Annotated in this window: 18 protein-coding genes; 12 read left to right on the plus strand and 6 right to left on the minus strand. The window is 72.5% G+C overall.

Annotated features, from left to right (window positions below; all coding sequences use genetic code 11):
* Positions 1 to 88: 88 nt before the first annotated feature.
* From VQ02_RS35810 to ubiG, 4 genes are all read right to left on the minus strand, one after another.
* Complete coding sequence (locus VQ02_RS35810) at positions 89 to 256, minus strand: YqaE/Pmp3 family membrane protein (RefSeq protein ID WP_245239779.1); 168 nt, start codon at positions 254 to 256, stop codon at positions 89 to 91.
* A gap of 119 nt (positions 257 to 375) precedes the next feature.
* On the minus strand, positions 376 to 1,350 hold the full coding sequence (locus VQ02_RS18685; RefSeq protein WP_048445717.1) for an NADPH:quinone oxidoreductase family protein: 975 nt from the start codon (positions 1,348 to 1,350) through the stop codon (positions 376 to 378).
* A gap of 78 nt (positions 1,351 to 1,428) precedes the next feature.
* Positions 1,429 to 2,001, minus strand: coding sequence for a YbhB/YbcL family Raf kinase inhibitor-like protein (locus VQ02_RS18690; RefSeq protein WP_048445718.1), 573 nt, complete (start codon positions 1,999 to 2,001; stop codon positions 1,429 to 1,431).
* A 59-nt stretch (positions 2,002 to 2,060) separates the two neighbouring features.
* Positions 2,061 to 2,810 (minus strand): bifunctional 2-polyprenyl-6-hydroxyphenol methylase/3-demethylubiquinol 3-O-methyltransferase UbiG, encoded by a 750-nt coding sequence (ubiG, locus tag VQ02_RS18695; RefSeq protein ID WP_048445719.1) that lies wholly within the window; start codon positions 2,808 to 2,810, stop codon positions 2,061 to 2,063.
* A gap of 196 nt (positions 2,811 to 3,006) precedes the next feature.
* On the opposite strand from ubiG, the gene VQ02_RS18700 reads away from it, so the two are divergent.
* The 11 genes from VQ02_RS18700 (at position 3,007) to VQ02_RS18750 (ending at position 17,685) form a co-directional block, all read left to right on the plus strand.
* A complete protein-coding gene (locus VQ02_RS18700) occupies positions 3,007 to 4,242 on the plus strand; it encodes an aspartate kinase (protein ID WP_048445720.1) in 1,236 nt (411 codons plus the stop codon).
* A 161-nt stretch (positions 4,243 to 4,403) separates the two neighbouring features.
* Positions 4,404 to 6,665 carry a phosphoenolpyruvate--protein phosphotransferase gene (ptsP, locus tag VQ02_RS18705; protein WP_048445721.1) on the plus strand — a complete coding sequence of 754 codons (2,262 nt, stop codon included), beginning with the start codon at positions 4,404 to 4,406 and terminating at the stop codon, positions 6,663 to 6,665.
* A gap of 532 nt (positions 6,666 to 7,197) precedes the next feature.
* A complete protein-coding gene (gene prfA, locus VQ02_RS18710; RefSeq protein WP_048445722.1) occupies positions 7,198 to 8,277 on the plus strand; it encodes a peptide chain release factor 1 in 1,080 nt (359 codons plus the stop codon).
* Positions 8,274 to 9,143, plus strand: coding sequence for a peptide chain release factor N(5)-glutamine methyltransferase (gene prmC / locus VQ02_RS18715; protein ID WP_053080435.1), 870 nt, complete (start codon positions 8,274 to 8,276; stop codon positions 9,141 to 9,143). The genes prfA and prmC overlap by 4 nt, the downstream gene beginning before the upstream one ends.
* Positions 9,144 to 9,559: 416 nt before the next feature.
* Positions 9,560 to 10,561 (plus strand): DUF4167 domain-containing protein, encoded by a 1,002-nt coding sequence (locus VQ02_RS18720; protein WP_048445723.1) that lies wholly within the window; start codon positions 9,560 to 9,562, stop codon positions 10,559 to 10,561.
* 190 nt (positions 10,562 to 10,751) lie between these two features.
* Positions 10,752 to 11,897 (plus strand): N-methyl-L-tryptophan oxidase, encoded by a 1,146-nt coding sequence (gene solA / locus VQ02_RS18725; RefSeq protein ID WP_048445724.1) that lies wholly within the window; start codon positions 10,752 to 10,754, stop codon positions 11,895 to 11,897.
* A gap of 214 nt (positions 11,898 to 12,111) precedes the next feature.
* A complete protein-coding gene (locus tag VQ02_RS18730) occupies positions 12,112 to 13,029 on the plus strand; it encodes an SDR family NAD(P)-dependent oxidoreductase (protein ID WP_083469309.1) in 918 nt (305 codons plus the stop codon).
* A gap of 298 nt (positions 13,030 to 13,327) precedes the next feature.
* The gene (zwf, locus tag VQ02_RS18735) at positions 13,328 to 14,803 is read left to right on the plus strand and encodes a glucose-6-phosphate dehydrogenase (protein ID WP_048445725.1); all 1,476 of its coding nucleotides are present in this window, start codon (positions 13,328 to 13,330) and stop codon (positions 14,801 to 14,803) included.
* Between the two features lie 177 nt (positions 14,804 to 14,980).
* Positions 14,981 to 15,637 carry an invasion associated locus B family protein gene (locus VQ02_RS18740; protein ID WP_048445726.1) on the plus strand — a complete coding sequence of 219 codons (657 nt, stop codon included), beginning with the start codon at positions 14,981 to 14,983 and terminating at the stop codon, positions 15,635 to 15,637.
* 43 nt (positions 15,638 to 15,680) lie between these two features.
* Positions 15,681 to 15,875 carry a hypothetical protein gene (locus VQ02_RS18745; RefSeq protein ID WP_048445727.1) on the plus strand — a complete coding sequence of 65 codons (195 nt, stop codon included), beginning with the start codon at positions 15,681 to 15,683 and terminating at the stop codon, positions 15,873 to 15,875.
* Positions 15,876 to 16,425: 550 nt separating this feature from the next.
* Positions 16,426 to 17,685 (plus strand): MFS transporter, encoded by a 1,260-nt coding sequence (locus VQ02_RS18750; protein WP_048445728.1) that lies wholly within the window; start codon positions 16,426 to 16,428, stop codon positions 17,683 to 17,685.
* Positions 17,686 to 17,694: 9 nt separating this feature from the next.
* Here the strand turns inward: VQ02_RS18750 and VQ02_RS18755 are convergent, their stop codons facing one another.
* The gene (locus tag VQ02_RS18755) at positions 17,695 to 18,456 is read right to left on the minus strand and encodes a ComF family protein (RefSeq protein WP_048445779.1); all 762 of its coding nucleotides are present in this window, start codon (positions 18,454 to 18,456) and stop codon (positions 17,695 to 17,697) included.
* Between the two features lie 218 nt (positions 18,457 to 18,674).
* Between VQ02_RS18755 and VQ02_RS37285 the strand changes: the two genes are divergently transcribed.
* Positions 18,675 to 18,866: a hypothetical protein gene (locus VQ02_RS37285; RefSeq protein ID WP_157080698.1), complete on the plus strand. Its 192-nt coding sequence runs from the start codon at positions 18,675 to 18,677 to the stop codon at positions 18,864 to 18,866.
* A gap of 66 nt (positions 18,867 to 18,932) precedes the next feature.
* Here VQ02_RS37285 and VQ02_RS18760 read toward each other — a convergent pair whose 3' ends face one another.
* Positions 18,933 to 19,700 carry a restriction endonuclease gene (locus VQ02_RS18760; RefSeq protein ID WP_048445729.1) on the minus strand — a complete coding sequence of 256 codons (768 nt, stop codon included), beginning with the start codon at positions 19,698 to 19,700 and terminating at the stop codon, positions 18,933 to 18,935.
* Positions 19,701 to 19,767: the final 67 nt, after the last annotated feature.

The following is a 19,767-nucleotide window of genomic DNA, read 5'->3' on the forward strand; positions in this document are numbered from 1 at the left end:
AAATCCTGTCCCCGCAACCAACCACACGAAGAAGCCCGCCAGGCCCAGAGCCCGGCGGGCCTCTTTGCATTTGAGGCCGTTCCGCCGCTCAGTAGTTGCGGCGCGTCACCACCCAGACGGCGTGGATCAGGCCCGGCAGGTAGCCGAACAGGGTCAGCACCACGTTGAGGATGAATTGTAGCCCGAACCCGGCCGTGACCAGCACGCCGAGCGGCGGGATCACGACGAGCAGGATGATGCGGATGAGGTCGCCCACGGTGTCTCCGTCCTGACGCTCGGGAATCGAAAAGCTACGCTGTGAACGGCGTGGCATCCGAACAGTTCCCGGACTGGCATTGGCACCGCTCCCGCCACGGCGGCGGGAGGGGAGGGGGGTCAGGGCCGCAGCAGCACCTTCCCCATCGCCTCCCGGCGCGCCAGGATGCCGAGGGCGGCCGCTGCCTCCTCGAGCGGGTAGACCCCGTGCACCTTCGCCGAGAGACGGCCCTCGCGCACCAGCGACAGCAGCCGGGCCTGGTTCGCGGCGTGCCCCTCGGGCTCGCGCTTGAGGAAGGCACCCCAGAACACGCCCTGGATGTCGATGCCCTTCAGCAGCGCCAGGTTCAGCGGGATCTTCGGGATCTCGCCGGCCGCGAAGCCGACCACCAGGAAGCGCCCCTTCCAGTTGAGCGAGCGCAGGGCGGGCTCTGAATAGGCGCCGCCGACGGGATCGTACACGACGTCGATGCCGGCTTCGCCGCCAAGCCGCTTCAGCCCGTCGCGAAGGGATTCCTGGCTGTAATCGAGGGTGAGGTCGGCGCCGTGCGCCTTGGCGAGGTCGAGCTTCTCGGCCGAGGAGGCGCAGGCGATCACCCGCGCGCCCATCGCGTGGCCGAGCTCCACCGCCGCGAGGCCGACGCCGCCGGTGGCGCCAAGCACCGCCAGGGTCTCGCCGGGCTTCAGGTTCGCCCGGTCCTGCAGCGCGTGCAGCGAGGTGCCGTAGGTGACCGAGAGGCCCGCCGCCTGCTCGTCGCTGACGCCCTCTGGCACCCGGGTCAGGCCGGAGACCGGAGCGACCACCCGCTCGCGGCAGGCGCCGTAGCCGAGATGCACGATGACCCGCTCGCCGACCCGGAAGGACTCCACGCCCGGCCCCAGTGCCTCGATCACCCCGCAGGCCTCGGCGCCGGGCGAGAACGGCAGCTCGGGCTTCACCTGGTAGCGGCCGGCGATGATCAGAGTGTCGAAGAAGTTGAGAGCCGCGACCGTCACCCGCACCAGGGCTTCGCCCGGGCCGGGCGCCGGGTCCGGCACCTCCTCGATCACCAGGTCTTCCGGCCCGCCGAGCGCCTTGCACAGGAGTGCCTTCATCGCCAACAATCCTCCCCGCCGCACCCCGGCGGCCTGGCTCGCAGTGGTGGGGCAGGCCGCGCCGGCTGGCAAGCGCGGTCAGGGCCGCTCGTAGGTGCCGATCAGCACGCCCTTGGCCAGGACGTGGCCGTGCATGGCCTGCAGGAGGGCGCCGCGGCCCGGAACGCCCTCGAGCCCGAGGTGCCGGTTGAGGGCGAAAACTTGGAACAGGTACCGGTGCGGGCCGTGGCCGGTCGGCGGATCCGGTGGCAGGTAGCCGGCCTTCAGGAAGGTGTTCTTGCCGACCTCCTCGACCGTGCCGTCGGATCCGGGGCTCGCCAGCGCACCCTCAGGCAGGCCGTCGCTGTCCTCCGGCAGGTCCCACGCGATGGCGTGCACGATCGGCTTCGGCGTCGGGCTGTCGGCATCCTCGACCAGCAGCACCAGGGCGGCGGTGCCGGCCGGGATGCCGCTCCAGGTCAGCGGCGGCGACAGCTTGAGCCCGTCCTGGGTGAAGCGGGCCGGCATGGCGGCCCCGTCGGCGAAGGCCGGGCTGGTCACCCGGATGCCGCCCGGCACGGCCTCGAACTCCGCGTGGGTGGCGGTCTTCTCGATGCCGGCCTTGAGGCCCGACAGGGCTTCGCCCACGGCGTGCGGAATCTTCTCGAGCATGAGACGTCTCCTCGCGTCGTCGCGCCGACAACGGAGGAGACAGCCTCGGGGTTGCTCGATCAGGCCCGCGGCCGCTCGGCCGCGATCATGTAGTTCACCGCCGTGTCGCGGGCGGCGCTCCAGCGGCCGGTGAGCGGGTTGAAGACGACCCCCGTCGCGTCGCTGACCGAGAGGCCGCCCGCTTCGACCGCCTGCCGCAGCTCGTCCGGCGTGACGAACTTCTCCCAGTCATGCGTGCCCCTCGGCAGCCAGCCGAGGACGTACTCCGCCCCCACGATGGCGAGGGCGAAGGAGCGCATCGTCCGGTTGATGGTCGCGGCGAAGAACAGGCCGCCGGGCTTCACCGCCGCGCAGGCGGTGCGCACGAAGGCCGGCATGTCGGTGACGTGCTCCACCACCTCCATGGCGCAGACCACGTCGAAGCGCTCTCCGGCCGCCACCACCGCCTCGATCGTCTCGGCCCGGTAGCGCACCGGCACGCCGGCCTCGTCGGCGTGAGCCTGCGCGACCCTGACGTTGGTGACCGCCGGGTCGAGGCCGGTCACCTCCGCGCCCAGGCGCGCCAGGGGCTCCGACAGCACGCCGCCGCCGCAGCCGACATCGACGAGGCTGAGACCCGCGAGCGGCGCCGGCGCCAGCGGATCGCGGCCGAGATGGCGGCAGACCGTGTCGCGGATGTAGGTCAGGCGCACCGGGTTGAAGCGGTGCAGCACCCGCATCGGACCGGCCTCGTCCCACCAGGTCGCGGCCAGGCGATCGAAGCGGGCGACCTCGTCGCGGTCGATCGAGGGTCCGGTCGGTTCGCTCATCGGCGCCAGGCCTTCCTGCAGGAAAAACGAGGATCGGTCGTCGGGTCGACGTAGCGTAGTCCCTGCCTCCGGCCAACCGCCGCGACGCGGCCGCGCGCCGGGCCTGCGACGTTGACACCGGCACGGGCCGCTTGTACCCGCCGAGCGCCCGCGGCTTCGCGCTGCGGCATGAAGAAGTTTGTTCGATCGGATCCCCATGCCCCGCCTGGTGATGAAATTCGGCGGCACCTCCGTCGCCACGGTCGACCGCATCCGCAACGTCGCCCGCCACGTCGCCCGCGAGGTGCGGGCCGGCTACGAGGTCGCGGTCGTCGTCTCGGCGATGTCCGGCAAGACCAACGAGCTCGTGGCCTGGTGCAAGGACGCCTCGCCGCTCTACGCCCAGTCCGAGTACGACGCGGTCGTCGCCTCCGGCGAGCAGGTCACCTCGGGGCTGCTGGCCATCGTGCTCGCCGAGATGGGCATCAAGGCCCGCTCCTGGCAGGGCTGGCAGATCCCGATCGAGACCTCGGACCAGCACGGCTCGGCCCGGATCCAGCGCATCGACGGCGCCCGCCTCGATGCCGGGTTCAAGCGCGGCGAGGTCGCAGTGATCGCCGGCTTCCAGGGCATCCACGCCGAGACCGGCCGCCTCACCACCCTCGGGCGCGGCGGCTCCGACACCAGCGCGGTGGCGGTCGCGGCGGCGATCGGCGCCGAGCGCTGCGACATCTACACCGACGTCGACGGCGTCTACACCACCGACCCGCGGGTGGTGCCCAAGGCCCGGCGCCTCGAGCGCGTGGCCTTCGAGGAGATGCTCGAGATGGCCTCGCTGGGGGCCAAGGTGCTCCAGGTGCGCTCGGTCGAGCTCGCCATGGTGCACCGGGTGCCGACCACCGTGCGCTCCTCCTTCGACGACCCCGACGACGCCCGCCCCGGCACCCTCATCTGCGACGAGGACGATATCGTGGAACAGCAGATCATCACGGGCATCGCCTTCTCGAAGGACGAGGCCCAGATCACGCTTCGCCGGGTGAAGGACAAGCCCGGCATCGCCGCCGCCATCTTCGGCCCGCTGGCGGACGCCAACATCAACGTCGACATGATCATCCAGGTCGTGTCCGGCGACGGCGCGGCCACCGACATGACCTTCACGGTGCCGGCGGCCGATTACGAGCGCGCCCGCGCGATCCTCGACGCGCAACGCGGCGCGGTCGAGTTCGAGCGCATCGAGGGCGCCACCGACGTGGTCAAGGTCTCGGCGATCGGCGTCGGCATGCGCAGCCACGCCGGTGTCGCCGCCAAGGCCTTCCGGGCCCTGGCCGAGAAGGGCATCAACATCCGGGCGATCACCACCTCGGAGATCAAGTTCTCGGTCCTGATCGACGCCGCCTACACCGAGCTGGCGGTGCGCACGCTTCACGCGCTCTACGGCCTCGACAAGGCCTAACCAGATCGGGGCTCCGCCCCGATCCCCCCGGAAGGATGCTTGCCGGCCGGGCGCTGAACTCGCTATACGGCCATACGGGGCCGATGCGGCAGGCCCGTGCGCGCAAGCGTTACGGTTGCGCTTCGCGGAGCCCGTCTCGCCATAGGGTGGAACACGACACGATGCCCGCAGCGCCTGGAGGCCCGCGCCTGCTACTGCGCCGCCTTCGCGAGGCCATGGCGGAGCCGGTCGGCCCGCAGGCACGCCTCGACCGCATCGTCGTCCTGATCGCGTCCAACATGGTCGCGGAGGTCTGCTCCGTCTACGTCCTGCGCGACGACGGGATGCTGGAGCTGTTCGCCACCGAGGGCCTCAACCGCGAGGCGGTGCACCTCACCACCATGCGGGCCGGCGAGGGCTTGGTCGGCCTGATCGCCGCCACCGCCGAGCCGCTCTCCCTCTCCGACGCCCAGTCGCACCCCGCCTTCTCGTACCGGCCGGAGACCGGCGAGGAGATCTACCACGCCTTCCTGGGCGTGCCGCTCCTGCGGGCCGGCAACACGCTCGGCGTGCTGGTGGTGCAGAACCGCACCTACCGGGTCTATTCCGAGGAGGAGATCGAGGCGCTCCAGACCACCGCGATGGTGCTCGCCGAGATGATCGCCTCGGGCGAGCTGCAGGCGCTGTCGCCGGGCACCGTCAGTGCCTCGCGCCGGGCGCTCAGCCAGTTCGGCGTGGCGCTCGCCGACGGCGTCGGCCTCGGCCACGTCGTGCTGCACGAGCCGCGCATCGTGGTGCGCAACCTGATCGCCGAGAACGTCGAGCGCGAGGCGTCGCGCCTCGACACCGCCATCGCGGAGGTCCGCGCGGCCATCGACGACCTCGTCGAGCGCGGCGACGTCGCGGGGGCCGGCGAGCACCGCGAGGTGCTCGAGACGGTGCGGATGTTCGCCCACGACCAGGGCTGGCTGCGCCGGATGCGCGAGGCGGTGCTGTCCGGGCTGACCGCGGAAGCCGCGGTGGAGCGGGTGCAGTCCGACAACCGCGCCCGCATGCTGCGCCAGAGCGACCCTTACCTGCGCGAGCGCCTTCACGACCTCGACGACCTCGCCAACCGGCTGCTGCGCCAGCTCGTCGGTCGCGAGGGGATCGGGCCGTCCGCGATGCCCGAGAACGCCATCCTGGTGGCGCGCTCGATGGGCCCGGCGGCGCTCCTCGACTACGACCGCGCCCGCCTGCGCGGCGTGGTGCTGGAGGAGGGCGGGCCGACGAGCCACATCGCCATCGTGGCCCGGGCCCTCGGCATCCCGGCGGTGGGCGAGGTGGCCAACGCCACCGCCCTCGTCGAGACCGGCGACGCCATCATCGTCGACGGCGGGGCGGGCGAGATCCAGATCCGGCCGGGCCCAGAGATCGAGGCGGCCTACGCCGAGAAGGCGCGACTGCGGGCGCGGCGCCAGGAGCAGTACCGCTCGCTGCGCGACGTGCCGGCGGTCACCCGCGACGGCGTCGCGGTCGGGCTCCAGCTCAATGCCGGCCTGATCGTCGACCTCTCGCACCTGCAGGAGACCGGGGCCGAGGGCGTCGGCCTCTTCCGCACCGAGCTGCAGTTCATGGTCGCCGAGCGGATGCCGACGGCGGCCGAGCAGCAGCTCCTGTACGAGGCGGTGTTCGACGCCGTCGGCGACCTGCCGGTGACGATCCGGACCCTCGACATCGGCGGCGACAAGGTGCTGCCCTACATGAAGGCGCTCGAGGAGGAGAACCCGGCGCTGGGCTGGCGGGCGATCCGCATCGGGCTCGACCGGCCCGGCCTCCTGCGCATGCAGCTGCGCGCCCTGCTCAAGGCGGCCCGGGGGCGCCCGCTCAAGATCATGTTCCCGATGGTCGCGACCGTGGAGGAGTTCGTCCGCGCCCGGGCGATCGTCGAGCGCGAGAAGGCGCACCTGTCCCGCCACGGCCACCCGCTGCCGGCGGATTGCCGCCTCGGCGTGATGGTCGAGGTGCCCTCGCTGCTGTTCCAGATGGACGAGATCGCCGCGGAGGCGGATTTCCTCTCGGTCGGCTCGAACGACCTGATGCAGTTCCTGTTCGCCGTCGACCGCGAGAACCGCCAGGTCGCCAACCGCTTCGACCCCCTGAGCGCCGCGGCGCTCCGGGCGTTCCGGCTGATCGCCGAGCGGGCCGAGGCCGCCGGCACCCCGGCCACGGTCTGCGGCGAGATCGGCGGCCGGCCGCTCGAGGCGATGGCGCTGATCGGCTTGGGCTTCCGCGCCCTTTCGATGTCCCCGGCCTCGATCGGCCCGGTGAAGGCGATGGTGCTGGGGATCGATGCCGGCGCCGTGGCGGCCTTCCTCGATCGGGAACTGGCGCGGACCCGCGACGGGGCGTCCCTGCGCCCGGCGCTCGCGGCCTTCGCGGAGGAGCACGGCGTTCCGGTCTGACCGGGCGGTCTGATCTGACGGACACGGGCCCGGCACGATCCGAGCGGATGTCCGCCGGCTACGCGAATTGGTAATGTCGGCGTACGATCATAGATGACGTTAGGAAAGACCCTCTCCGGCCGCGAAGGCTCTGGGGCACCAGAGCTTGCGGCAGAGTCGCCGGCCGCCGCCCTTCGAGCTGGCGCAGACCGGAGAGGGGGTGAGAGATGTGAACGGCTGGCCGTTCGTGACGATCACCGTCATGAAAGGCCCGACCGGATGGGTCGTCACCATCACGATCGGGCTGATCTGATAACATCTACCTGACAAGAGGGGTCGCGGGGTGCCTCCCGCGGCTCCTCGCCCTCAAGATAAGGCAGACGGCCCCCATCCGCAAAGGGCCGCGCGTGCTCGCGACGCGACGGGCCGCCTTTTGTCCACGGCCGCCGCGACTCCTCAACCCCCGCAGACCTGCTATACGCGGCACCATCTCCGGCACCGGGCGCGGGCCGCCCCGGATGAGCCGGCCGACGCCAATGGCCATATCTCTTTCATGATCGCGATCCCGTCCGACCGTCTCGACGCCATCCTGGCCCGCCACGACATCGTCACCGCCACCCTGAGCGCCGGCGAGGCCGACGCCGAGAGCTTCGTGCAGCTCTCCCGCGAGCTCTCCGATCTCGACGCGGTGGTGGAGGCGATCCGCGCCTACCGGGCCGCCGACGAGGCGCTGCGCGGCGTCGAGGAGATGATCGCGGAGGGCGACCCGGAGATGCGGGCGCTCGCCGCCGAGGAGAAGCCGGAGGCCGAGGCCGCCCGCGACGCCGCCGCCCGGGCGCTTCAGCTCCTGCTGCTGCCCAAGGATGCCGCCGACGAGAAGAGCGCCATCCTGGAGGTGCGCGCCGGTACCGGCGGCGACGAGGCGGCGCTCTTCGCCGGCGACCTCTTCCGGATGTATTCCCGCTACGCCGACCTGAAGGGCTGGCGGGTCGAGGTCATCTCCGAGAGCCCCGGCACGATGGGCGGCTACCGCGAGGTCGTGGCCGAGGTGAAGGGGCGCGGCGTCTTCGCCCGGCTGAAGTTCGAGAGCGGCGCCCACCGGGTGCAGCGCGTGCCCGACACCGAGACGCAGGGGCGCATCCACACCTCCGCCGCCACCGTGGCGGTCCTGCCGGAGGCCGAGGAGGTCGACGTCCAGATCAACGACGCCGACCTCAAGATCGACACCATGCGGGCTCAAGGTGCGGGCGGCCAGCACGTCAACAAGACCGAGTCGGCGATCCGCATCACCCACGTGCCGAGCGGCATCGTGGTCTTCGTCCAGGAGGAGCGCTCGCAGCACAAGAACCGGGCCCGGGCCCTCGCCCTGCTGCGCGCCCGGCTCTACGAGCAGGAGCGGACCCAGAAGGACGCCGCCCGCGCCGCGGACCGCCGGGCCCAGGTCGGCAGCGGCGACCGCTCGGAGCGCATCCGCACCTACAACTTCCCGCAGGCGCGGGTGACCGACCACCGCATCAACCTGACCCTCTACAAGCTCGAGGAGGTGATGGCCGGCACCGCCCTCGACGAGGTGGTGGACGCCCTCGTCACCGAGCACCAGGCGGCTCTGCTCGCCGCCGAGGGGATGGCGTGACGCCGGTCGCCGCGGATACGAGCCGGATCGCCGCCAGGGCCCGGGCCGCCGACGCGCTCGCCGCCCGCGGCATCGAGACCGCCGCCCTCGATGCCCGGATCCTGGTCGAGGAGGCGCTCGGCCTCACCGCCACCGACCTCGCCCTGCACGGGGGCGAGCCGGTCGGGCAGGCCGGGGCGGAGCGCCTGGCCTCCTACCTCGCCCGGCGCTCGTCCGGCGAGCCGGTGGCCCGGATCATCGGCGCCTGGGAGTTCTGGGGGCTGCCCTTCGGGCTCTCGCCCGAGACGCTGGTGCCGCGCCCCGACACCGAGACTCTGGTCGAGGCGGCCCTCGGCCTCGGCCTGCCGCCGGGCGGTCCGCGCCGCCTCCTCGATCTCGGCACCGGCTCGGGCTGCATCCTGGTGGCGCTGCTGAGCGAGTGGCCCCGGGCCCGGGGCCTCGGCCTCGACCGGTCGCACGGCGCGCTCGTCACCGCCCGGGCCAACGCCGCCCGCAACGGCGTCTCCGACCGTGCCGCCTTCGTGGCCGGCGACTGGGCCGCCGCGCTGGCCGGGCCGTTCGACGTCGTCGTCGCCAACCCGCCCTATATCGCCGGCCCGGTCATCGCCGGCCTCGCCGAGGAGGTGCGCGCCCACGACCCGCGCCTCGCCCTCGACGGCGGTCCCGACGGCCTCGACGCCTACCGCGCCATCCTGGCCCAGGTGCCGCCCCTGCTGGCGCCGGGCGGACACCTCCTGGTCGAGATCGGCTACGACCAGGAGGAGGCGCTCCGCCGCCTCGCCGCCGCGCACGGGCTCTCGGCGCAGGTGCGGCGCGACCTCGCGGGCCATCCGCGGGTGGTCGTGATGGCGGCGGCCGGGGCCTGACGTGGATTATCCAGGTTCATGTGGCCTTTGAGCACGAAATCGGCTCAAAATCACTTGGCTCGGCCGGCCGAACCCGCTAACGTCCCAGGGCAGATCGTGAACGGTCCGGACAACACAGCCAGGCTCAGTTCTCGGGCGCGACATCGAGCGCGGACCTTTGGACGATCTTCCACCACCGGGCAGACCAATCAGCGCGTAGGCGGTCCGGTGACCCGCATCTGTGGATCGACGGTGGCCGGACCGTGAGACGGCCCGCGGTCGCACAGGGCATGGCGGACATCGCTGCGGAGACGGCCATGGCCCGCCAGAGGCCGCCCGACTCCGCGGTCGAAGAACCGCCGCGCGCGTGAAGTCCCGCCCTTCAAGTCGTCGAAGAGGGTCAGCCGAGACCGATGAGACCGAACCAGAACAGGCGTATGCGTGGCCGTAACCGCAGCAACAAGGGGCCGAACCCGCTCACCCGGGCCTACGAGTCGAACGGCCCTGACGTGAAGATCCGCGGCACGGCCCAGCACATCGCCGAGAAGTACGCCCAGCTCGCCCGCGACGCCCAGGCGAGCGGCGATCCGGTGATGGCCGAGAACTATTTCCAGCACGGCGAGCACTACCAGCGCATCATCGCCGCGGCGAACGAGCAGTACCGCCAGCAGTACGGCGGCAATTACGGCCGTCAGAGCTTCGACGACGAGGACGAGGGCGACGACGAGGGCACCCAGCCGAACGGCTACGCGCCACAGGAGCGGGGCGGCGTCAACGGCTACGCTGCATCCGGCTACGGCGCCCCCGACGATTACGGCGATCCCGGCCAGCAGCCCCAGCCCTACGAGAGCCGCGGCGAAGACCGCCCGTCCCGCTTCGACCGTCAGGATCGCCAAGACCGACCGGAGCGCCAGGATCGCCGCGAGCGCTTCCAGAACCGCCAGGATCGCCAGCAGCGGGACCGCCAGGATCGGGTCGAGCGCCAGGGGGCCGACCGTCAGGATCTGTCCCGCGTCGAGCCGCCGCGCGAGGCCGTGCGCCAGGACTCGCCACGCCAAGAAGGCCCGCGCCAAGAGGGCCAGCGTCAAGAGGGCCAGCGCCAGGAGAACCCGCGGCAGGAGGGCTACCGCGAGGGCGGCCGGTCCGAGTTCCGCCGCGAGCGCCGCCGCGAGGAGCCCCGCTCCGAGCCGGTCCTGGCCGCCGACGAGCCGACCGGCCTGCCGGCCTTCCTGACCACCCCGGTCCGTCCCGTGGCTCCCGCGCCCGCTCCGGTGGAGGAGCCGCCGCCGGCGCCGCCCGCGGCCCCCGTCGAGGCGGAGGGCGATGCGCCGGCGCCGCGCCCGCGCCGCCGCCGTCGCACCCGGTTCGAGGGCACCGAGGCCGGGTCCGAGCCGTCGGGCGAGCTCTTCCCCAAGCCGGCCGAGTCGTCGGGCGAGTGAGACCGCCGCGCCGTCGAGCAGATCCGCTCGGCGGTGCGGGTTCAAAGTCCGAGCGGGCGCGGGCGCAAAAGCCCCGCCCGTGACCTTGCGCCGGACGCTCTCGCCGCGACGTGTCGAAGCGAGAGCGCTGATATGAGTCTGTCGCGCCAGGCCGCCGCGGGGGCCGGCGCGATCCGGGAGAGGAGCGCGCGTGTCACACCCCTACGACGTCATCGTGCTCGGCATCGGTGGCATGGGGTCCGCCGCGTGCTGGCACCTCGCCCGCCGCGGCCAGCGGGTGCTGGGGCTCGAGCGCTTCGACATCCCCCACGCCATGGGCTCGTCCCACGGCGTCAACCGCATCATCCGCCTCGCGTATTTCGAGGATCCGTCCTACGTGCCGCTGCTGCGGCGGGCCTACGAGAACTGGCGCGAGGCCGAGACCCGCTTCGGCGAGCAGCTCCTGTACGTCACCGGCTCGATCGATGCCGGGCCGGAAGGCAGCCGGGTGGTGCAGGGGGCGCTCACCGCCTGTCGCCTCCACGACCTGCCGCACGAGATCCTTGATGCGGCGGCGCTGAACGCCCGCTTTCCCGGCTACGCGCTGCCCGCCGGGCACGCCGCATTGCTGCAATCCGAGGGCGGCTTCGTCGCCTCCGAGCGCGGCATCGTGGCCCACGTCGCCCTGGCGCAGGGCGCGGGCGCCGACATCCGCGCCCGCGAGCGCGCCCTGTCCTGGGAGCCGGCCGGCGACGGCGTGCGGGTGCGGACCGAGCGCGGCACCTACGAGGCCGGGCGCCTCGTCCTCGCGGCCGGGGCCTGGATGCAGGACATCGTGCCGGCGCTCGCCGGCCGCGCCCTGCCGGAGCGCCAGGTGCTCGGCTGGTTCCAGCCCCGCGACCCCGCCGCCTTCACGCTCTCGACCTTCCCGGTCTTCAACGCCCTGTTCGAGGAAGGCCATTTCTACGGCTTCCCGGCCTGGGGCCAGCCCGGCTTCAAGCTCGGGCTCTACCACCACCTCAACGAGACCGGCCCGGCCGAGACCATCGACCGCGAGGTGCACGCCTACGACGAGGCGGCCCTGCGCACGGCGCTGGCCCGCTACTTCCCGAAGGCGGACGGGCCCACCATGGCCCTGCGCGCCTGCCTGTTCACCAACACGCCGGACGAGCACTTCGTCCTCGATACCCTGCCCGACCTGCCCCAGGTGGTGGTCGCCTCGCCCTGCTCGGGCCACGGCTACAAGTTCTGCAGCGTGATCGGCGAGATCCTGGCCGACCTGGCGATCGACGGGGAGACGCGGTTCGACATCGGGCTGCACCGGATCGGGCGCCTGCTGGGAACGGCGACCGGGTGACGGTCGTCCGCGTCGCTCATCCCCTGAGCTGACCATGTTCTGCGCGTCGCGGGCGGCGAGGCGCGCGAGCCTCCGCGACGCGACCTGCCGGGCTCCCCGCCGCAGCGACGGAAACGGGCCCGAGGGCGATTTTTTGCGCCGCCGCGTGTGGCGTTTCCCGCACGGCCGCCTACCTGCCGGCCTGGACGAGCCCAACATCCAGGCGGAGCGCACCATGACCCATCACCCCGCACTCGCGAAGGGCCGCGTCGCGGTCGTCACCGGCGCGGCCAGCGGCATCGGCCTCGCGGCCGCCAAGGCCTTCGCCGCGGCCGGGATGCGGGTGGTGCTGGCCGACCTGCCGGGCGAGGCGCTGACGCAGGCCGGCCGCGCGGTCGCGGGTGCGGCGGCCGGCGGCGAGGCGGATGTCCGCGCGGTCCCGACGGACGTCTCGCAGCCGGAAGCGCTCGCAGCCCTGCGCCGGGAGGCCGACGCCCTCGGGCCCGTCTCGCTGCTGATGGCCAATGCCGGCATCGAGGCCGGCGGGCGCTTCTTCTCCGACGCGGCGACCTGGCACCGGATCATCGACACCAACCTGTGGGGCGTCGTCAACGCCATCCAGGCCTTCGTCCCGGCGATGATCGAGAGGTCTGAGCCCGGGGCGGTGATCGTCACCGGCTCCAAGCAGGGCATCACCACGCCGCCCGGCAACACGCCCTACAACGTCAGCAAGGCCGCCGTGAGGGTGACGACCGAGGCGCTGGCGCACGAGCTGCGCGAGAAGAAATCAACCCTGACCGCCCATCTGCTGATCCCGGGCTTCGTCTATACCGGCCTGACCCGCGCCCGCGGGGTCACCGAGAAGCCGCACGGCGCCTGGACGCCGGAGGAGACCGTGGACTTCCTGCTCGAGAAGATGGCGGCGGGCGACTTCTACATCCTCTGTCCGGACAACGAGACCACCCGGGAGATGGACGAGAGGCGGATGCGCTGGGCGGCCGACGACGTCATCCGCAACCGTCCGGCCCTGTCGCGCTGGCATCCCGACCACAAGGCCGCGTTCGCGGCCCACATGGAGGCGCCGCCGGAGGGCGGCGGCCCCGGTGCGGACCAGGGCGTGAAGGCGGCAGCGGCGACGCCGGCCTCGTTCTGAAGCAGACGGGCGTTGGCAGGCCACCGCTTCGCCCGCTCAGGTCTTTGTTTTGTCGCAGGTTTTGTCGCGAAACCGGCCGCCGCTTTTGCGACAAAACCTGCTCAGGGGCCTGCCCGGTCGGCTTGACCGCTGCCGCGGCACCGGAACGGCGCCGAGGGCGGGAGGAGTGCCGCCAGAGGCGACGCGCACCGCGTTCGCGGGTGCGTGACACAGCCGGACGCGCGCCGCGTCCGTCGGACCTGGAGGCTGGCCGCGCCCTTGCAGGGGCGGCCGGCGAGAGCGGGAGACCCGTCACCCGATGCACAAGATCATTCCCGTCGCCGCCTTCGACGCCGTCGTGTTCGGCGCCACCGGCGACCTGACGATGCGCAAGCTGCTGCCGGCGCTCTACTACCGCTTTCGCGACCGGCAGATCCCGGAGGACAGCCGCATCATCGCGGCGGCGCGCAGCCAGCTCGGCACCGGCGAGTACCGGGATCTCGCCGCCGCGGCACTCGAGCGCCACGTGCCGGCCGCCGACCGCGAGCCCGACACGTTGACCCGCTTCCTCGATCATCTGCGCTATGTCGCGGTGGACGGGGCGGGCGAGGCGGGCTGGCAGGATCTGGCGAACCTGCTGGCCGAGCATCCCGACCACGTGCGGCCCTACTACCTCGCCACCTCGCCGAGCCTGTACGGCGCGATCTGCCGCAACCTCAGCGCCCACGGGCTGATCGGCGAGCGCTCCCGGGTCGTGCTGGAGAAGCCGATCGGCCACGACCTCGCCTCGGCCCGCGCGATCAACGACCAGGTCGGCACGGTCTTTCCCGAGAGCCAGATCTTCCGCATCGACCACTACCTCGGCAAGGAGACGGTGCAGAACCTCCTGGCCCTGCGCTTCGCCAACACGATTTTCGAGCGGCTGTGGAACGCCGACGTGATCGACCACGTGCAGATCACCGTGGCGGAGACGGTGGGGGTCGAGGGGCGCGGCGGCTACTACGACACCTCCGGCGCTCTGCGGGACATGCTGCAGAACCACATGCTGCAGCTCCTCTGCCTGCTCGGCATGGAGAGCCCGCTTTCCCTCGACGCCGACGCGGTGCGCGACGAGAAGCTGAAGGTGCTGCGCGCCCTGAAGCCGATTCCCGCCCACGAGGTGCCGATGCGCACCGTGCGCGGCCAGTACGTCGCCGGTGCCGTGAACGGCCAGCCGGTCCCGGGCTACGCCGCCGACCTCGGCGAGCACCGGCAGAGCCTGACCGAGACCTTCGTGGCGTTGAAGCTCGAGCTGATGACGCCGCGCTGGGCCGGGGTGCCGTTCTACCTGCGCACCGGAAAGCGGCTGCCGCAGAAGGTCTCGGAGATCGTGGTGCAGTTCCGCTCCTCGCCGTTCAGCATCTTCCCGGACGAGTTCGCCCGCGAGCCGAACCGCCTGGTGATCCGGCTCCAGCCGCAGGAGGGCATCAAGCTCGAGGTCATGACGAAGGAGCCGGGCCCCGGCGGCATGCGCCTGCGGGCGACGGGCCTCGACATCTCCTTCGAGGAGACCTTCAACCAGCGCTACCCGGACGCCTACGAGCGCCTGCTGATGGACGTGGTGCGCGGCAACGCCACCCTGTTCATGCGCCGCGACGAGGTCGAGGCTGCCTGGGCCTGGGCCGACGGCCTGCTCAACGCCTGGGCCGACCGGCCGGAGCCGCCGCGCCCCTACCCGGCCGGCACCTGGGGGCCCACCGCCGCCATCGCGCTGATCGAGCGTGACGGGCGGACCTGGCACGAGGATCTCGGCTGACGATCCGGGTTCATTGGCCCGGCTCATTGGAATAATCCCAATATATCTCAACGGCATGGCGCCGGGAGAGAGGACCGCCGCGGCTTCCCTTCCGGCGCCCGGCGCTCTAGAGGAGCCCCGAGACAAAGGCCCGCTCCCGCGCCCCGGCGCGGGCGGGCGCCGAGGAATCCTGCCGTCATGCCGCCCTGCCGCCCGTCCCTCGCCAGCCTCCTGGTCCTCGCCGCGCTCGTCGCCGTGCCGTTCGCCCCGCCCGCCCGCGCCCAGGAGGAGCCGGCCGCCGAGGCGCCGGCCCCCAAGCCTGCCCCGAAGCCGGCGCCCCGCAAGCCGGCCCCGAAACCCGCGGCCGCCCCGGCGGCTGCTGCTGCGGTGGCGGCCCCGACCGGCGCCTGGCCCAACGGGGCGAGCGCGGTGAGCGAGGTCTACGGCGACTGGACGATCAGCTGCACCCGCGAGAGCGAGAAGCGCCAGTGCCAGCTCTCGCAGGCGCAAGGCGTGGCCCAGACCGGGCAGCGCCGCTTCAGCATCGAGCTGAGCCCGCCGCAGGACGGGCGCAGCAACGGTCTCATGCTGATGCCGCTCGGCCTGTCGATCGAGCCCGGCGTGACCTTCAAGCTCGACGACGCGACGCTCGGCAAGGGGGCGCCCTACACCGCCTGCGTCCAGGCCGGCTGCCTGGTGCCGATCAGCTTCCCCACCGTCGCCACCGACGCGATGAAGACCGCGGTGAACCTGCGGGTGACCGGCACCAAGCCCAACGGCGAGGCCGAGACCATCACGGTGCCGCTCGCCGGCTTCGCCGCCGCCCTCGCCCGGATGACGCAGCTCTTGAGCTGATTTCTTCACGGCCCGCTCACGGGTTCGGGCGCAGCATGGCGTCATGACCGCCCCCAGCACCGCCTCCCTCGCCGCCGGCGCCCTGACCCTCCAGGGCGCCGCCTTCAGCCAGCAGGTCGCGACCCTCGCCGCCCGCCGCCAGATCGACGCCGAGCGCGACGTGGCCGGCCTGGTGGCGCAGACCGCGAACGCACCCGCCCCGCCGGGGCAGGGGCGCGTGCTCGACGTGAAGGTGTGAGACCGCCGCGCCATCGAGCGGACTCGCTCGGCGGCGCGGGCTCAATCCCGAACGGGGGCCGGCTGCGGAAAGCCCGGCCTGTGACCTCGCGCCGGACGCTCCCGCGCCGATGCGGGAGCACGCTGGCATGGGACCGACTCCGGAAGCCATCGTCCGGGTTCCGTGGCGGAGCCCGCCCGGCCGTCTCCCGCACCGGCGCCGACAGGCGCCCGAGTTCTCGTCTCGCCGCGAGTTCCGGGACGGCGCGAGAGGCCGCAGACCCACGAGGGCGTCTTGCTGCCGATCAACCCGCTGCCCGCGCGTGCGCCAGCACTTGCCTGCCCGTGAGGCAGGCAGGCCGCGGCGAGGGTCCGCGCGTCCTCGATGCCGGTTGGCACGAAAGTTGCTGTTGAGTTCCGCAGGCTGGCCTCACGGCCCGCGGGGCAAAGACGCCCGAGCCTTGGACAGGGATGTCCGACAGATTGAGGGCGTGACCGGGCGCACCGGCTGCCGCCCTCGCCCTGAAGCGCGATCAAGACCCCCCGCGGGGGCTGTGCGTGAGGCTCCAACCATGGCCAGTTTCAAGACCGTCATGAAGTCGGGTCATCCCCCGACCCTGTTCGCCGCGTTCCTGTACTTCGATTTCTGCTTCGCGATCTGGGTGCTGAACGGCGCCATGGGGCCGTTCATCACCGAGACCTACAAGCTCACGCCGGCCCAGACCGGCTTCATGATCTCGCTGCCGATCCTCGCCGGCGCCATCATGCGCTTCCCCCTCGGCGTGCTCGCCCAGTATATCGGGCGCAAGAACGCCGCGATCACCGAGATGGCGCTGATCATCCTGGCGATGGCCTACGGCTTCTTCCTGGTGCACTCGTTCAACGACGTGCTCGCCATGGGCGTGCTGCTCGGCATCGCCGGCGCGTCCTTCGGGGTGGCCCTGTCCCTCGGCTCGGGTTGGTTCCCGGCCCAGCACAAGGGCCTGGCGATGGGTATCGCCGGGGCCGGCAACTCGGGCACCGTGCTCGCCGTGCTGTTCGCGCCGCCGCTCGCCCAGGCCTATGGCTGGCAGGCGGTCTACGGCTTCGCCGGCGTGTTCATGCTGATCCCCCTCGTCGTGATGATCGTCTTCGCCAAGGAGCCGCCGGACCGCGAGCACCAGAGCTTCAAGCAGCACGTCTCCTGCCTGTTCGAGAAGGACGGCTGGGCCTTCAACCTGATCTACGTCATCACCTTCGGTGGCTTCATCGGCCTGTCGAATTTCCTGCCGACCTTCTTCTACGAGCAGTTCGCCGTCACCAAGGTCGAGGCCGGGCGCCTGACCATGCTGGCCGCCCTGATGGGCTCCGGCATCCGCATCCTCGGCGGCTACTTCGCCGACCGGATCGGCGGCATCCTGGTGCTGACCGTGGTGCTGCTCGCCGCCGTCGGCTCGTTCCTGATGCTCACCGCGGCGCCGACGCTCCTCGTCACCACGCTGCTGTTCATGCTCTGCTTCGCGGCGCTCGGCGCCGGCAACGGCGCCCTGTTCCAGCTCGTGCCCCTGCGCTGGCCGACCAACACGGCGGTGGCCGGCTCGATGATCGGCGAGGTCGGGGCGCTCGGCGGCGCCATCCTGCCGAACGCCATGGGCCTGTCGAAGCAGTATACCGGCGGCTTCGCGACGGGCTTCCTGTTCTACGCCGCCTTCACGGCGATCGTGCTCGGCTGCCTCGCCCTGTGGTCGCGCAAGTGGGTCGGCGTCTGGGTCGGCCCGCGCGGCAAGGTGCTGACCGCGGCGGCGGAGCCGGCCCGGCAGGAGGGCATCATCGGCGACGCGCAGCGTGCCTGACGCCGCTCGTCACGTCCCGTCGCTCACCACTCGGGCGAAGACCAGCACGTCGACCGCCGCCGCCCCGCCGCGCAGGAGCGCCCGGGCGGCGGCGTTGGCCGTCGCGCCGGTGGTCAGCACGTCGTCGACGAGGAGCACCCGCTTGGCCTGGAGGCGCGCCCGCGCCGCCTCCGGCACCCGGAACGCGCCCTGCAGGTTCTCGGCCCGGGCCGCCCGGCTCAGGCCGACCTGCGCCCGGGTGCGCCGCACCCGGGCGAGCAGGTCGGGCGCGACCGGCACGCCGCTGCCGCGGGTGGCGGCCCGCGCCAGCAGGGCGGCCTGGTTGAAGCGCCGGTGCCACAGTCGCCAGCGCCAGAGCGGCACCGGCACCACCACGTCGGCCTCGGCCAGCAACTCCCCGCCCGCGCGCGCCATCATCGCCCCCAGGGCGCCCGCCAGGTCGAGCCGGTCCTCGTATTTCAGCCGCTGCACCAGCCGCCGGGCCGTCGCATCGTAGCGCGCCACCGCCCGGGCACGGCCGTAGACCGGCGGATCGGAGAGCGCCGCGGGCGAGAGGAGCCCCGGTGCCCCGAGATCGACGGAGAAGGGGGTGCCGAGCCGCTCGCAATAGGGCCGCTCGATGAACCGCACCCCGCTCCAGCAGCCGGCACAGAGGGCGTGCGGCACGCCGGTGGCGGCCCCGCAGGCGATGCAGCTCGGCGGATAGACCAGACCGACGAACCCGCGCGCGACGAGGCCGGGCAGCCGCGCGAGGCGCCGCAGAGCGGTCATCGCCGCTGCGCCGGCGCTTCGGCGCCCGAGCGATCCGCGGGCCGGGAAACGATCCAGGACGAGGGCCGGGGCCATCCCGTCACCGGGGGCGGCACGGGGACGCGTCTGATTGCGGACACACTCGCCCGTTTCGTGCCCGTGCCATAGGCACGAGGCGTTGCTTTCAGGCACTCGACAGCGCAGGATCGACACAAAAGGTACATGTAGGGAGAGTGAGTATGTCAGAAGCGCCGATGCTGTCCTGGAACATGCCACCGCCGCCCGCGCCGGTCGACGCGAAGGAGCAGGGATTCCTGGAGAGCATCGACGAGGCCGCGGGCGACCTGCTCGCGGAAGAGGTGAGGGCGCAGCGCGAGCGGGCCAACGAGGAGTTCAAGCGCATCTGGAAGGTCTGCGAACTCACGAACTGAGCCTCGGCTCCGGCGGAATCCACGTTGAGCCGGCGGATACCGGACCCCGCTCCGGCATCCGCCGGCTCAGCGCTGCCGCCCGCCGCGCCGCGCCCCGAGTTCGAGAAGCGCGTCGTGGTGCAGCAGCAGCACGTCGGTCGCCGCCGCCAGCTTGCGGGCCGCCGGCGTGAAGCCGGCATTCGAGACCACCGCCGCGCGATCGGCGCTCCAGTAGCTGCGGGCCGCCACCACCTCCTGCACCGCCCCGTTGCCGACGGGCTTCGCGTAGCGCTTGCATTGCAGCACCAGCCGGACCCCGTCCCGCTCCGCCACCACGTCGGCGCCCTGGTCGCCCGCGGCCCGGGTGGTGCGGGCCTCCCAGCCGGCCCGCTCGAGCAGGGCGGCGCAGTAGCGCTCGTAGGCCAGACCGTCCTCCGGCAGCGCCTCGGTCTCGTCCGGCGCCGCGACGCTCAGGGAGGCCGCCTCCACGAGGCTCAGGATCTCGTCCCAGCGCGACTCGATCAGGTCGCCGTAGCCCTCCGCCTCGAGCCGCGGCAGCACCGTGCGTTCGGCGAAGTAGGTCCGCTCGCGCAGCCAGCCGTCGAGGATCTCGTTGCCGTAGGGGTCGACGTAGCTCTCCTGCCGGCGGCGCAGGGCCAGGGTCTCGCGGTGCCGGTGGGCGATCGCCCGCACCCGCCGCCGGAAGCGACCGCCGCGTCCGAGGCGATGCGCGACGAGGCCGAGCACCACCAGGCCGGCGGCGGCGAGCGCCCCGGGGCCGAGCCACAGGCTCGCCACGCCGCCGGCCACGATGGGCCAGAACAGGCGGTCGGCGAGGCTGGAGGCGCGGGGCATCGGGGGATCTCTGTGGGGGTCTCTGTGCCGCGCTGACCGCGGACGGGCGGTCCGGACTCTCGCGGGA

The sequence above is a fragment of the Methylobacterium variabile genome (genome assembly GCF_001043975.1).
Taxonomy (GTDB): domain Bacteria; phylum Pseudomonadota; class Alphaproteobacteria; order Rhizobiales; family Beijerinckiaceae; genus Methylobacterium; species Methylobacterium variabile.